This window comes from Stutzerimonas stutzeri RCH2, assembly GCF_000327065.1.
Lineage (GTDB): Bacteria > Pseudomonadota > Gammaproteobacteria > Pseudomonadales > Pseudomonadaceae > Stutzerimonas > Stutzerimonas stutzeri_AE.
The window spans coordinates 4,214,300-4,229,102 of record NC_019936.1; the positions used below are offsets into that span (position 1 = coordinate 4,214,300).

11 protein-coding genes and 1 pseudogene are annotated in these 14,803 nt (G+C 59.6%); 2 read left to right on the top strand and 10 right to left on the bottom strand.

The window, feature by feature from the left end; translation table 11 throughout:
- Window positions 1-109: 109 nt before the first annotated feature.
- From PSEST_RS19690 to PSEST_RS19710, 5 genes are all read right to left on the bottom strand, one after another.
- The gene (locus PSEST_RS19690; RefSeq protein WP_015278681.1) at window positions 110-3,259 is read right to left on the bottom strand and encodes a type I restriction endonuclease subunit R; all 3,150 of its coding nucleotides are present in this window, start codon (window positions 3,257-3,259) and stop codon (window positions 110-112) included.
- A 128-nt stretch (window positions 3,260-3,387) separates the two neighbouring features.
- The gene (locus PSEST_RS19695; protein ID WP_015278682.1) at window positions 3,388-4,797 is read right to left on the bottom strand and encodes an ATP-binding protein; all 1,410 of its coding nucleotides are present in this window, start codon (window positions 4,795-4,797) and stop codon (window positions 3,388-3,390) included.
- Window positions 4,794-5,963 carry an SIR2 family protein gene (locus tag PSEST_RS19700; protein ID WP_015278683.1) on the bottom strand — a complete coding sequence of 390 codons (1,170 nt, stop codon included), beginning with the start codon at window positions 5,961-5,963 and terminating at the stop codon, window positions 4,794-4,796. The genes PSEST_RS19695 and PSEST_RS19700 overlap by 4 nt, the downstream gene beginning before the upstream one ends.
- Window positions 5,963-7,384, bottom strand: coding sequence for a restriction endonuclease subunit S (locus PSEST_RS19705; protein WP_015278684.1), 1,422 nt, complete (start codon window positions 7,382-7,384; stop codon window positions 5,963-5,965). Before PSEST_RS19705 ends, PSEST_RS19700 begins: the two co-directional genes overlap by 1 nt.
- Window positions 7,374-9,089: a type I restriction-modification system subunit M gene (locus PSEST_RS19710; protein WP_015278685.1), complete on the bottom strand. Its 1,716-nt coding sequence runs from the start codon at window positions 9,087-9,089 to the stop codon at window positions 7,374-7,376. The genes PSEST_RS19705 and PSEST_RS19710 overlap by 11 nt, the downstream gene beginning before the upstream one ends.
- 506 nt (window positions 9,090-9,595) lie before the next feature.
- On the opposite strand from PSEST_RS19710, the gene PSEST_RS19715 reads away from it, so the two are divergent.
- Window positions 9,596-10,024, top strand: a complete 429-nt coding sequence (locus tag PSEST_RS19715; protein ID WP_015278686.1) for a hypothetical protein — start codon at window positions 9,596-9,598, stop codon at window positions 10,022-10,024.
- 278 nt (window positions 10,025-10,302) lie between these two features.
- Complete coding sequence (locus tag PSEST_RS19720) at window positions 10,303-10,527, top strand: DUF2188 domain-containing protein (protein WP_015278687.1); 225 nt, start codon at window positions 10,303-10,305, stop codon at window positions 10,525-10,527.
- Window positions 10,528-10,647: 120 nt separating this feature from the next.
- Here PSEST_RS19720 and PSEST_RS19725 read toward each other — a convergent pair whose 3' ends face one another.
- From PSEST_RS19725 to PSEST_RS19745, 5 genes and pseudogenes are all read right to left on the bottom strand, one after another.
- Window positions 10,648-10,863, bottom strand: a complete 216-nt coding sequence (locus PSEST_RS19725; RefSeq protein ID WP_014595507.1) for a TOBE domain-containing protein — start codon at window positions 10,861-10,863, stop codon at window positions 10,648-10,650.
- 20 nt (window positions 10,864-10,883) lie between these two features.
- Entirely contained in the window at window positions 10,884-11,684 is an 801-nt protein-coding gene (ssuB, locus tag PSEST_RS19730; RefSeq protein WP_015278688.1) for an aliphatic sulfonates ABC transporter ATP-binding protein, read from the bottom strand.
- Window positions 11,681-12,465, bottom strand: a pseudogene (gene ssuC, locus PSEST_RS19735) (aliphatic sulfonate ABC transporter permease SsuC). Before ssuC ends, ssuB begins: the two are co-directional and overlap by 4 nt.
- Window positions 12,466-12,580: 115 nt before the next feature.
- Window positions 12,581-13,729 (bottom strand): FMNH2-dependent alkanesulfonate monooxygenase, encoded by a 1,149-nt coding sequence (gene ssuD, locus PSEST_RS19740; RefSeq protein ID WP_015278690.1) that lies wholly within the window; start codon window positions 13,727-13,729, stop codon window positions 12,581-12,583.
- Window positions 13,730-13,775: 46 nt separating this feature from the next.
- Window positions 13,776-14,741 carry a sulfonate ABC transporter substrate-binding protein gene (locus tag PSEST_RS19745; RefSeq protein ID WP_015278691.1) on the bottom strand — a complete coding sequence of 322 codons (966 nt, stop codon included), beginning with the start codon at window positions 14,739-14,741 and terminating at the stop codon, window positions 13,776-13,778.
- Window positions 14,742-14,803: the final 62 nt, after the last annotated feature.

Here is a 14,803-nt window from a genome sequence, read left to right on the forward strand (position 1 = left end):
AATGCGGGCCTTTATTGAGTGGCATCACGCAAGAGAAGTGACGCGCAGCTGGGAAAAGACCACCCAACAGCGTGGCAGCCCTATGCGATTTGCATAGTGATCACTCGACTCACAGTGACCACTCATTCGACAGCGACTCTGCCTGCTTCAGCACCAACTCCACTGCATCTGATTGCTGGTCTGGCGGGTACTTCCACCGCTGCAAACAGCGACGCACCAAAATGCGCAGTTTCGCCCGGACGCTCTCACGAACCTGCCAATCGATAGTCGTACTGGCGCGCAGCTTCTCGGTAAGCTCCGCTGCGATTTTCTTCAGCGTCTCGTCACCCAACTCGCGCACCGCGCTTTCGTTGTTGGCCAATGCATCGTAGAAGGCAATTTCATCGTGACTCAGACCCAGCGCGGCTTCCCGCTCAAGCGCGGCCTTGAACTCCTTGGCCATCTGGATCAGTTCTTCAATGACCTGTGCCGTTTCGATCGCGCGGTTGTGATACCTGCGCAACGTTTCCAGCAAGCGGTCGCCGTACTTCTTCTCCTGGACCACGTTATTGCGCGCGCGCGCCTTAACTTCGTCACGCAACAGTTTTTCCAGCAGCTCCACGGCAAGGTTGCGGCTTTCCATCTGCCGCACGTCCTCCAGGAACTCATCCGAGAGCAGGCCGATGTTGGGCTTATCCAGCCCGGCCAACGCAAAAATATCGTCCACGCCATCCGAGGTGATGGCATTGTCCAAAATCTGCTTGAGCGCGCTGTTCTTCTCAGCATCGCTGCGCTTCTTATCGACAGTGGTGAACTTGGTAATGGCCGCCTTGATGGCCGAGAAGAAAGCAATCTCCTTACGCAGTGGCGCTGCTTCGTCCAACGTACCGCACAAGGAAAAAGCCTTCGTCACCGCCAACATGGTGTCGAGGAAGCGCGTTTTCCCGTCCTTTAGGCCCAGAATATGGTTGGAAACGGGCACCAGTAGTTCGAGTGGCTGGGTTTCAAACGCGCTGTAGTCAAAGCCGTGCATCATTCCTCGCACGATATCCATCTTCTCTAACAGCACAGCCAATGCTTCAGCAGAGTTGTGCGTGGGGTCACCCTTACCTTTGGCGTCGGTATAAGTCTTTAGCGCCGCTTTCAGCTCGTTGGCGATGCCGATGTAGTCCACCACCAGCCCGCCAGGCTTGTTCTTAAACACCCGGTTGACGCGAGCAATGGCCTGCATCAGGTTGTGCCCTTTCATGGGCTTATCGATGTACATGGTGTGGCAACACGGCGCGTCAAAGCCTGTCAGCCACATGTCGCGCACAATCACCAGCTTCAACGGGTCTTTCACGTCTTTAAAGCGAGTTTCCAGCCGTTTCTTCACCTGCTTGCTGTAAAGGTGCGGCTGCAGCAGAGCCTTGTCAGCAGCCGAGCCCGTCATCACGATCTTGATAGCCCCTTGCTCGGGGTCATCGCTGTGCCAGTCCGGGCGCAAACTTACGATGGCGTTATAGAGATGAGCGCAAATGTCGCGACTCATGCACACGATCATGGCCTTGCCGTCTGCCACAGATACGCGCGCCTCAAAGTGCTCGATCAGGTCACGCGCCACCTGCTGCAGGCGAGGTTCTGAACCCACAAGCTTTTCCAGCGCGGCCCACTCGCCTTTGGTTTTTTCTCGGCTGACGATGTCTTCTTCGTCTTCAACAACCTCTTCAACCTGCTCATTGAGCGTGTCGATTTCGGCTTGGTTCACATCCAGCTTGGCCAGCCGGCTTTCGTAGAAAATAGGCACTGTTGCGCCATCGTCCACGGCATCTTGAATGTCGTAGATGCTGACGTAGTCACCAAACACTTCGCGGGTATCACGGTCTTCCAAGGCAATGGGTGTGCCTGTAAAGCCGAGGAAGGTGGCGTTTTTCAGTGCATCGTGCAGATGTTTGGCATAGCCAAACACATACTTGCCGGTCTTGGTGTCCAACCGGCCTTTGCTGCCGTACTGGCTGCGATGGGCCTCATCGGAAATCACCACGATATTGGTGCGATCTGAGAGCAACGGATGCTTCTCTTCATCCTCCTGCAGCGCGAATTTTTGCACCGTGGTGAAGATGATGCCGCCCGCCTCGCGTGAGGCCAGCATCTCGCGCAACTCATCGCGGTCACCGGCTTGCTGTGGGGTTGTCTTGAGCAAGTCACTGGCGGCGCAGAAGGTGGCGAATAACTGGCCGTCTAGGTCGTTGCGGTCGGTCACGACGACCAATGTGGGGTTCTTCATCTCGGACTGTTGCAACAGCTTGCCCGCATAGCAGGCCATGGTGATGCTCTTGCCCGAACCCTGCGTGTGCCACACCACACCCGCTTTGCGTGAGCCCGGCTTCACCTCTTTGGCATAGGTCGCACGCTCTTCGTGGATCGCCAGCACGCCTTTATCCGCATGTTGGGAGGCAATCACCGTGGCGCGCACAGCCTCACGTACCGCATGAAACTGGTGATAGCCGGCAATCTTTTTGACGATGCTGTCGCCATCCTGCTCGAACAGCACGAAGTGCCGCACGTAATCCAGAAACAGCTCAGGCTTGAAGAAGCCACGCACCACCGTCTCCAGCTCCATCTGCAGACGCGGTCGGTCGTCTTCGTTGAGGACGGTGCGCCAGGGCAGCATACGTTCGGCATTCGCCGTGAGCGAACCGACCCGCGCCGTCCAGCCATCACTCACCACCAAGGCGGCGTTGCTGTTGAACAGGTCGCTGATTTCGTCCTTGTATGTTTGCAGCTGATTAAAAGCGTCCCAGACGTCCGTTTGTTCGTTGGCGGGGTTCTTCAGCTCCACCACGGCCAGCGGTAAGCCATTGACGAAGGCGATCAAGTCTGGCCGGCGTGGCTGCCTTGTGCCTGTTATGGTGAACTGGTTCACCACCAGAAAGTCGTTGTTGCTAGGTTGGGCAAAGTCGATGAAGTACACCCAGTCCTGCTTCTTCTGCTCACCGATTTCAAACTGCACCGCCACACCGCTGAGCAACAAACGGTGCACGCTGCGGTTGCGCACCACCATCTGCGGCTCACTCACCGTTTGCAGCGCGTGCACAGCCTGTTCAAGGGCGGCAGCTGGAATCTGCGGATTAATCCGTGCCAATGCGGCCAACAGGCGTTCTCGCAGAACCACCTGGCGGTAGTCGGTCCGCTCGGGGGCGCTGCTATCCGGTGCGATGTCCGGGCCGTGGGCGAATCGCCAGCCAACCTGCTGGAACCAGTTCAGGCACAGTTCTTCGAGTTGCTGTTCGTTCAACATGTGAAACCCTTACGCCTTCCTGGGCTAGCTGGCCAACGCCCCGGTTTGTGATGAAATAAGAAAACCCATATAAATCAATGATTTAATTGCAATCCGGCAACCAAGGCCGATTTGCGATGAAATGGCGGCTATGCCCATGCCGGGATATACCGCGCATAGCGTCTTGAATCTGGCGCGTTCGGGTCGCTCTTGACCAACCCCTGTTCCATGGTTGCGGTAATGATCTGCGAAATCGTGTTGCTACTGCCCTCAGGCAAGCCAAAGCGCTCACGCAGAGACTGATTGGTCATCTGCTTGCGCAGCACATACTGCAAAACACAGTGCTGGAAGCAGGCGCGAACGCGGTCGCTGCCATTCATCTCACGGAAAGAACGGGGGCCGTGAATCACCACAATCGTGCGGCGGTGGCTGGTTAAAAACTCGGGGGCCGGCAGCTGCATCAACTCAGCTGCTTCGATCACCCGATCAATGCCGCTACTCTTTTCTTCGCAAATCCCGAAACGTCGCATCAAGTCGGCCAACCGCTCATTGCGGGACTGGTAGCCGTCGATAAAGCGCTCAACCGGTACGATGGGCTCTCCCGGGTTGGAGATCTCCACGCGGTTGCTGAAAACCTCCACCACGGGAGAGGTGCCGCCCATATCAAAATCCTGGTGGATCAGCGCATTGGCGAGCAGCTCTCGCACCACCACTTCGGGCAGCAGCTTGACCTCTTTGCGAATCGCCCCTTCGATCACCTCGTTCTGCGGCAACTTACCCATCACATACTGCACTAGCCCGGCAAAGCCTACGGCATAGCCCTTTTCGCCGGTCACATCCGAGACAGTTTGCATCTTGGATTCGCCGGCATACAGGATCACACGCGCCGCCTTGCGGCTGATGTCGGGGAACTGCCGCATGTTCTTGGCCAGCAGCACAGCGCCAATATGCAGGATATTGAAGCCGGCCGAGGTGCGCTCGATTAAGCGCTCATCCAGCAAGCGAGTCAGCACACCCTCCTGATCGGTGGGGTAAGGCAAGCGCATCAAATCGAAGAAGGTCTGGGTATCGAGCAACTGCACCACATCTTGCGCAGACACATCCTTGAGCGAGGGGTTCTCCAGCCAGCTGGGCTGCCCTTCCGCGAAAATCTTGCGCAGCTGATCCTCGCTCATCGGCACCAACTCCTCACCGGAGCGCATCAGGTAGGCACCATCATGGTGGTAGGCCGTACCCTTGGGCCGCGCCGGAATACTGAACACCACAACCCGCCCCTCCGGGTGAGCAACGGCCTCGACGTCCACGCGAAAACCTACCCAGTGAAACAGCTTCTCGGCGATATCCTGAGTGTCAGGGAACGCTTGGCTGCCCACCACGGCGCGCGGTGGTTTATCAGCAATACCGAGCACCAGATGCCCGCCGCCTTCGTTGGCAATGGCTACGCAGTAGCGGCACAACTTGCGCGTGTCGTACTGGTTGCCAGCCTCTTTGAATTCGAGATTCTGGGTTTCGGAGGCGATGCCGCGCCAGATATCGATTTGTTCGGCTGACGTGCTCATGCAAATACCACCTGTCTACGCGCCACTGCGATGGCCAGCCTGAGAATCTGCTCCAACAGGCTGTGATCCGGCTTACCCTCAGCATCGTGGGGCGTTGTGTACCAGAGCGGCCGAATTTTTAGCTGTAACAGGCGAGCTTCCTTGCGGGCTCGCTCTTGCTGTGTAGCGGGCTCATTGAGCAGGGCAAAGTGATCCGGAATTTCAAATGCCGCTTCATCGACCACTGATTTAAACAGATCGAGCGTCTTGTCTTGCTCCAGGCTGCAACCTAGAAATAGCAGTGAGTGGCTGATAAAGATTTGCCGCAGCGCCCGAGGCAACTGGTTTTGGAACGCGAACGGCGCGCCGGCGGCGCCACCGTAGGCCTCCTGATATTGCCCCTGAGTGAAGACATGGGTGTTGGCCTGCCCGGCGTCGCCATGCAGCTTGAGGATGCAACGCTCGCCGCGCAACAGTCGCTGCACGAAGTTATTACCCGCCTGCATACCGTGCATATAGCCATCCAGCGGCTGAGCCTTTTCTCGAAACAGGTCTTCGATGACCGTATCGAAGTTGGTGGTGACAATGCAGCCGATGGCGAGCTCGGGCAGCAGCGTGACCGGCCCGGTGATCGCCCCCCGCTGGCGAAACTCGGTCTTGATAAAATGCTGCACCTGCTCCGCCGCAGCCTCATGTAGTACTTGCGCGGCTTGTAGGTAGTCGTAGCGCGCCATCAGTGGCTCGATGTCCTGCACATCCAGGCCACCCAGCTTTTGTGCGATCTTGCGCAGCGCCTCGCCCCACATTGGATAACCGCAGGGCTTAGAAAGCCCCGCACCAATAAAGGGAGCGATGCGCCCGAAGCGAATGGCATCTACCAGGTCAAGGAAAACGGCTTGCTGGTCTGAGTCTTTGATAAAGGCCGTCGCCGCTTCATGCTGATTGACCTGGCACTGGCCTTCCCAATGATCCAACTCATCCAGATAGGCGTCACGCTCTACCCAGTACAGGGCATCACTTACCTTCACCAGATATTCATGCTCCGGGTCGCGCAGGCTTTTAAATGACAGCGGCTCGGCCTCATCCAGCACCGCGTTGAACGCCTGGTTCGATGAATACGCCGCCTGCAAGGCTTCCTCGACCTTGTCCACGATCAGCTTGTTTTCGCGCAGCTTCTTTATATCCATCAAGCGGTCCCTGCTTGTTCGGCGAGCGCTTCGACAGACAACTCGCCGGAGAGCAGTTTGGGGAGGAGGATGTCACGGGCACTCGCTAACGCTCGAGTTTCACTTTGAAGAGCGCGGTACTCGCGAATCAATGGAAAGGCCAATAAATTAAATCTGCCAATAATGTCATCCCCTGGCAACGTTACTGGTATATCGCCAATGTTTGCCAGGCTTGCGTTAGCCTGCACTGCCTGCACCACCTTCGAGGCTATGAAATTTTGCGTTTCGCAACTACGTAATGCCAACCAGCACAACGGGAAGTGGCTGCGCTTATTACGCAACCGAATGAAGGCAACAGCCTGGTTGGTGTTAGCCCCATGCATGTCGTTGTCAACAAAGGCAGTCCGTCCAATAGTTCCGGCGATGGAAAACAAGAGATCATCCTCTTTTAATATTGATCTCTTGAGTGAACTCTCGTGAATTGATTTTGCAATGAGTTCCAGTCCGCCGCGATTTACTTCACCACTTACCGAAATATCTTTGACTTTGATAAATGGGATTTTTGGCTTGTCCTCAGCATTGGCAAGATCCAATTTGCTGGGTGTCGTCCCCTTCGAAATCACCTCAGCAAGTGACCGCATATTCGATACTTCCCACCCCTTCGGGATCTCCCCTGACTCCAATTTTTCCATTTCATCCGGGAATAGTTCGGCAGTGGCGGCAAGTTGTTCGAGTTGTTCCTGCGGCAGCGCATCGAGTTCGGCGCCGAGCTTGCCGCTGATGGCGCTCATCGCGGCGCGCAGCGGGTCGCTGCCTTCAGCGAGGGCAGCGATCTTGGCTTTGACCGGATCGAAATCGACAAACCACGATTTGAAGAGGGCTTGCGCCATGGTTTCGAGGGTTTGGTTAATGCTGCGATTGAGATCGGCTTTGTCGTCAATCGATCTTGCTATTTGGGCAATCGCTTTTTGTAGGTGCATAGGCGGTAGCTGCATTGGCAGCGCCTGCATTCTCTTGGTGTCAAGCTTACCTGCACCAATGCCCGTCTCTTCGACGACTTCATTAAGGAGAAAACGCTCATTGCCGATGAGCCAATAAAGCAAGAACCAAGGGTCCAACTTGCTCGGATCAGCAATCAATGCCTTTACATCCTGATTGAAGGCCAAATTGCGACAAGCCATGCCAACAGGAAGTCGGTTATGCAGTGCTCCACCTCGTACTAGAAGCATAACGCTGTAAGCTGGGGCCAAGCGTGAGCCTGCGCTCAACCCACTTTCAGTGATTCGAAGGCCAGAATCATAAAAGCGACTCCCATACATTGAATTCGCGCTAATCCAAGGGATGTCACCATTCCAATACGACGTCGTTGCCTTATTCGGTGTTCCGCCCGACAACCATGTCGTTACCGAACCAAGTGGGACTTCCAGCCAATCAGATGCCATATCCCAACCCCGCCAAATTCTTCCTGATTTCCCCCTCCAGTTTGGCGCTTTCCTCGAACTGCTCCGCCAATTGCGCTGTCAACCGCGTCATCTTGTCCGCAAAGACTTCGCCGTCATCCTCCTGCTCCTTCGCACCTACATAGCGCCCCGGCGTTAGCACGTGCTCGTGCTTGCGGATTTCATTCAGCGAGGTCGAACAACAGAAGCCCGCAACGTCTTCATAGCCCTCATCGTGCTGCCAGGCATGGAAGGTGTCGGCCACCTTCTTGATATCGTTCAGGGTGAAGTCGCGCAGTACGCGGTCTTTCATATAGCCGAGCTGGCGGGCGTCGATGAAGAGGAACTGGCCGCGGCGGTCGCGCTTCTTCTTGTCGAGGTTGAAGCCGTTGGCCTTATCTTTGGTCAGGAACCAGATGCAAGCCGGAATCTGCGTGTTGGTAAAGAGCTGACCGGGCAGTGCCACCATGCATTCCACATAGTCTTGCTCGATCAGTTGCTTGCGGATTTCGCCTTCGTTGTTGGTGTTGCTGCTCATCGAACCATTGGCCAGCAGCAGCGCCATACTGCCAGTGGGGGCCAGGTGGTAGAGCATATGCTGCAGCCAGGCGAAGTTGGCGTTGCCCTGCGGGGGCGTGCCCACCAGCCAGCGGGGGTCTTGTTCCAACTTGGCGTTCCACCACTCCTTCATATTGAAGGGCGGGTTGGCCATCACGTAGTCGGCGCGCAGATCGGGGTGCAGGTCGTTTTGCAGGGTGTCGCCGGGTTGGCCACCAAAGTTGAAGTCAAGGCCACGAATGGCCATGTTCATGGCCGCCAGTTTCCAGGTGGTGGGGTTGCTTTCCTGGCCATAGACGCTGATCTGGCCGGTTTTACCGTTGACCACCTTGCCGCCGTGCTCGGCGATAAATTCCTCGCTTTGCACGAAGAAACCACCCGAACCCATGGCGGGGTCGTACACGCGGCCCTTGAAGGGCTGCAGCATCTCGACGATCAGCGTGACGATGCTTTTGGGCGTGTAGTACTGGCCGCCCTTTTTGCCCTCCGCCAGTGCGAACTGGCCGAGGAAGTATTCGTAGACGTGGCCGAGGATGTCTTTGCTCTTTAGATTCAGCGGCTGACCGTTATAGCTAGGCTGGCTAAAGTTGGTGTCAGAGAAGTGGGCGATCAGATCAGCCAACTTGTGGCTGTCGAGCTGGGTGCGGGAAAACTCCTTGTTAAGCACGTTCTTGAGTTTGACGTTCTCGCGCTCAATGGCCTCCATGGCATTGTCGATCAGCCAGCCGACGGTACGCATCTTTTCTGCCGTGTCTTTACCCGGCGCGTTCCAGGGCAAAGGCTCTCCGGGCGGCAGCTGCGCTAACTCTCGCAGGGTTTGCCAGCGTGCTTCCATCGGCACCCAGAAGACGTTTTTCTCAGTGTAGTAGTCGCGTACTTCTAGCTCGGCGGCGATATTTTCTTCGTACTCTTCGCTGCCGAGGTCGCCATAATCCTCGGGGTCCATAAAGTAATCGTCAGCGGGATTGGTGAGTTGCGCGCGCAGCTCGCGCTGGCGTTCCTCGAAGGCATCGGAGACATACTTGAGAAAGATCAGACCGAGCACCACATGCTTGTAAACCGATGCATCCAGCGCAGAACGCAGCTTGTCAGCGGCCGTCCAGAGCTTCTTTTCAAGCTCGGTAAAAAATTGTTGTTCGATGGGGTTCATCTGATCATTCCCTAATAGCTAGGCCCCGGGCTTTCAGCAGGGCACTTCCGGCGAAATGCGTGCTCAGCGCCGCGCGAAAGGCTGGGCAGTTATAGTGCGCGGGAAGATACACAGCATGCCCCTGTGGTCGCCACAGTAAAGGGTCTATTTCGCGGGAAAGAAACGTTTGCATGCTGTGCTTTAAAGAACGCCGGAGCCCTCAAGCACTGACGAACCGCGCATTCTGCAGAAGCACCCTCAAGCGGATTGTAAGGCATGATATTTGAGTACCCTAGCGAGTACCCTAATCGTTAAAATTTTTAAACAACCCAATACAATCAATAGCCTACTATGATTGGTTTCATTCCTGGTGCCGGCACCACGATTTAAAGGCTCGCAGAAATGCGGGCCTTTTTCGTTTCTGCGCCGTGCTTCGGCATCGTCCTCCTGCAAGTTTTCACCCGGCGCGTTGCCTGAGTGAACTGAGCGTGTAGAATCCCGCGCCCCGAAATTCAGGAGACAGAACGTTGGTGATTCATTACTCCGCCTCCAATGGCAATGTCGCATGTGGGCGCACGGGTTCGAGCCTGAACAGTTCGGCGGACGCCACTCAGGTTTCATGCAAGCTCTGCCTGCGCAGCGTGGAAAAGGCGGTAAGCGAGCCGGTGCGCAAGACCCCTAGCCTCGCTGAACTGCGGGCTGCGGCAAAGGCGGCGAAAACTGCGGCGGCCGCACCCGAAGTGGCGGCAAAAACTGCACCGATGGCTCCTGCAGCGGTAGCGAAGATTGCAACGCGTACACCTCCAGCGGCAGTCAAAGCCGCTCCGACTGCGCCCGAAACGGCGGCGAAGCCGACTTCCGTCCTCTCCGCGCGCGCCGAATGGCTGAAACGTCTGGAGCAGCTGCCGGGGCGCAATCGCCTGCCGCGTGGCGTATCGCGGCAGGCGTTCATCTAGCGCGTCAGCCGAGCAGGATGGCGCATCGGCCAGGGGTGGTGTTCAAGCCATCCAAGGCCGACCCGATGCCTCGCGATAACCCGCGGGCGGCAGGACGATTCAGTCGAAGGGTCGTTCCGCCAGTTTTCAGCTGTGTCCCCTCCCCCGCTCTCTGCGATAGACGCCCATTGAATCAGCTGCTGGTCAGCATCACGTCGCTGGTCAACGCATCAGCTGCCTCACCGAACCGCTCCTCTGCACAGCACTCTAAAAACGCAACCCATACAGAGGAGCCGCACATGAACAACTATCACATCAGTGCCACCGAGTCGGGTTGGGAGCTGCGCAAGGAGGGGGCAACGCGCGCCTCGAAGAGCGCCGCGACCAAGGATGAAATGCTGCAAGTGACCGCTGCGTTTCTTGAGGGCAAGATGGCGTCGGTGAAGATCCACAAGAAGGACGGCAGCATTCAGGAAGAGCGCACCTACCCGCGCAGCGCCGATCCTCATGAGAGCAAAGGCTGAGACGACCGTAGCAGCGATGGCATTGCTACATGGCTGCTGGCAATGCCGCCAACGCGATACGCTTCGCCGTTTCGCAGCGGGCCCGGCTTATCGCCACCGCTTTCCCGCGGGCAGCCGCCGCTAGAGCTTGGCGATCGACACTTCGGTGGATTTGACGAAGGCGATCACCTCGCTGCCGACCTGCAGTTCCAGCTCGCGTACCGAGCGCGTGGTGATTACCGAAGTGACGATGCCGGCGGCGGTCTGTACGTCGATCTCCGAGAGCACGTCGCCCTGGACGATTTCCTTGATGGTGCCCTTGAACTGGTTGCGCACGTTGATGGCTTTGATGGTCATGGCGTTGCTCCTGGGTGTGGTTAAAGCGCCCAACGCAACTGCGTGGGCAAGGGATTGATGGGTTCGGGGCGCTCGGCTAGCGACGGGCGTTGCAATACGCGGTCGAGTACCTGGGCTTCCAGCGCGGCGAGTGCAGCCGAACCGCGACTGCGCGGTCGCGGCAGCTCCACGGCGAGGTCCAGGCCGATGGCACCGTCTTCGATGAGGATTACCCGGTCGGCCACCGCCACCGCTTCGCTGACATCGTGGGTGACCAGCAGCACGGTAAAACCATGCCGCTGCCAGAGCCGCTCGATCAGTTGCTGCATCTCTATGCGCGTCAGCGCATCCAGCGCGCCCAGGGGTTCGTCGAGCAGCAACAACCGTGGTTGGTGTATCAGCGCGCGCGCCAGCGCGACGCGTTGCTTCTGTCCGCCGGACAGCGCTGCCGGCCACTCATGGGCGCGCTCGGCCAGCCCCACTGCGGCCAGTGCCTGTTCGGCCCGCGCTCGCCAGTTGCCGGAAAGGCCCAGGCCGACGTTGTCGATCACGCGCTTCCACGGCAGCAGACGCGCATCCTGGAACATCAATCTCACCTCGTCGCGGTGATCCGCCAGGCGCACACCGGCGCTGGCAATCCCGCCGCGGCTCGGTTGATCCAGCCCTGCCAGCAGACGCAGCAGGGTGCTCTTGCCGCAGCCGCTGCGGCCGACTACGGCGACGAATTGCCCTTCTGGAATCTGCAAGTCGATGCCCTTGAGTACCTCGCGCCGGGCGAAGGACTTGGTGACACCTTCGATAGTTAGCGGAACGCCATGGGGAATGGTCTTCAGCAGCGTCATTGCGCACCTGCCTTGACCTGATAGGCCGGATGCCAGCGCAGCCAGGCACGCTCCAGGCTTCGCGCAGCAAGGTCGGCCAACTTGCCGAGCAGCGCATAAAGCAGGATCGCCAGCACCACCACGTCGGTCTGCAGGAACTCGCGGGCGTTCATCGCCAGGTAGCCGATGCCGGCACTCGCGGAGATCGTCTCGGCGACGATCAGGGTCAGCCACATGAAGCCGAGGGCGAAGCGCACGCCAACCAGAATCGAGGGCAGCGCGCCGGGCAGGATCACCTGGCGAAACAGGGCGAAGCCGCTGAGTCCGTAGCTGCGTGCCATTTCCACCAGCGCCGGGTCGACGTTGCGGATGCCGTGGTAGGTGTTCAGATAGATGGGAAACAGCGTGCCCAGCGCGACGAGAAAGATCTTCGCGCTCTCATCGATGCCGAACCAGAGGATCACCAGCGGAATCAGCGCCAGGTGCGGCACGTTGCGGATCATCTGCACCGAGCTGTCGAGCAGGCGTTCGCCCCAGGTCGACAACCCGGTGATGAAACCGAGCAGCAGGCCGATGCCACCGCCAATGGCGAAGCCGATGCCGGCGCGCCAGCCGCTGATGGTCAAATGTGTCCAGAGCTCGCCGCTGCCGAGCAAGTCCCAGCCGGCCGCAAGCACAGCGCTGGGCCCGGCAGGATGCGGGTGGACAGCAGCCCGAAGACCACCGCGCCCTGCCAGGCCGCCAGCAGCGCGACCGGCAAGGCCCACGGTGCCAGGCGTTGCCCAAGAGAATTGAAGGTCATGTTTTTTTGCTCCGCTATTTCGAATTCCGCTGACGTAACGTTTGCAGTCGGTCTCACCGGACCGACGGCAACGGACGGGGCATCCACCCCGCGGGCTTTCGCCCACCCTGCGTAATCAGCTCGCCGCAGCCGCCTTCGGCAGGATGTCACTGGAGATCATCTCGCCGAACGGGCTGACATAGCCGCGGCTCGCCGGGCGCTCGGGCTGGGCGATATCCAGGTGCGGGAACAGCAGCTCGGCGACCCGGTAGCTCTCCTCCAGATGCGGGTAGCCGGAAAAGATGAAGGTGTCGATACCAAGGTCCGCGTATTCCTTGACCCTTGCCGCCACGGTCGGGCCATCGCCGACCAGTGCGGTGCCCGCGCCGCCACGCACCAGTCCGACGCCTGCCCAGAGATTGGGGGCGACCTCCAGATTGTCCTTGCGTCCGCCATGCAGCGCGCTCATCCGCTGCTGCCCCACCGAGTCGAAACGCGCCAGGGAGGCCTGGGCGCGAGCGATGGTGTCGTCGTCCAGGTGGCTGATCAGCCGGTCGGCGGCGGCCCAGGCCTGGTCATCCGTTTCCCGCACGATCACATGCAGGCGGATGCCGAAGCGCACCTGGCGCCCGTACTGAGCAGCCTTCTCGCGCACCTGAGCGATCTTTTCCGCGACCGCGTCCAGCGGCTCGCCCCAGGTCAGGTACAGCTCGACCTGCTCGGCAGCCAGATCCTGCGCCGCGTCGGATGAACCGCCGAAATACAGCGCTGGGCGTGGCTGCTGGATCGGCGGGTAGAGCAGCTTGGCGCCTTTGACCTGCAGGTGCTTGCCGTCATAGTCGACGGTGCCGCCTTCCAGCACGCGGCGCCAGATGCGGGTGAATTCCACCGAAGCCTCGTAGCGCTCGGCATGGCTCAGGTGCAGGCCGTCGCCGGCCAGTTCGTCCGGGTCGCCGCCGGTGACCAGGTTGAACAGCGCGCGACCACCCGAGAGCCGATCCAGCGTCGCCGCCTGGCGTGCCGCCACGGTCGGCGAAATGATGCCCGGGCGCAGTGCGACGAGGAATTTCAGGCGCTGGGTGAGCGGAATCAGCGAGGCGGCCACCAGCCAGGAGTCCTCGCAGGAGCGGCCGGTGGGAATCAGCACGCCGCCATAGCCGAGGCGGTCGGCGGCCTGGGCGATCTGGCCGAGGTAGCTGTGGTCGACGGCGCGGGCGCCTTCGCTGGTGCCGAGGTACTTGCCGTCGCCATGGGTGGGCAGGAACCAGAAGATATTCAGACTCATGGGTAGAACTCCGTTTGTCCGCCAAGCGGACTGCATGCAATGAGGGTTATTCCGGGTACTGGGCGATGCTCTTCGGCGCCGCCCAGACCGCGTCCTGGATGACCAGCTTTCGTGGAATCAGCCTGAGTTCGGCGAAGGTGTCGGCGATGCGCTGCTGGGCACGGACCACCTCAGGCGTGATCGGCCGGGCGCCGTAGCCCTGGCGGATCACTGCCTTGCGGGTGATTTCGCGGGACAGGCCGAGCAGCGGCGCCACCTGCTTGGTGGCCTGATCCGGATTGGCCTCGACCCAGCGACCGATGTCGCGGATTTCGCCGATCAGGGTGCTGATCACCGCGGGATTGCGGTCGGCGAACGGGCGCGCCGCGAGGTAGAACTGATGGTTGCTGACCAGTCCCTGGCCATCGCGCAGGGTGCGCGCCTGTAGCTGTTCCTCGGCGGCGGCCTGGAACGGGTCCCAGATCACCCAGGCATCGACGCTGCCGCGCTCGAAGGCGGCGCGGGCATCGGCCGGTGGCAGGTACACCGGCTGGATGTCGCTGTATTGCAAGCCGGCCGATTCCAGCGCGCGGACCAGCAGGTAGTGCACGTTGGAGCCCTTGTTCAGCGCGATCTTCTTGCCATTGAGTTCGGTCAGCGAGCGGATCGGTGAGTCCTCGGGAACCAGAATCGCCTCGCCGCTGGGCGCCGGCGGCTCATGGGCGACGTAGAGCAGGTCGGCGCCGGCCGCCTGGGCGAAGACCGGCGGCGTCTCGCCGGTCACGCCAAAGTCGATGGAGCCGACGTTGAGCCCCTCGAGCAGCTGCGGGCCACCGGGAAACTCCGTCCACTGGACGGCGAAGCCCTGCCCCGCCAGCCGCTGTTCCAGCGTGCCGCGGGCCTTGAGCAGCACCAGGGTGCCGTATTTCTGGTAGCCGATCCGTAAGGTTTCGGCCTGGACATGGAAAGCGCCGATGGACAGGGTCGCGGCAAGCAGGGCGACCAGTCCTCGACGCAGGTTGCGAGTGCTCATGGGCACGCTCCTCTGCGATCGGATTGGGAAGCGACCTGCTCACCCGTTGGCGGGGGAGTAAG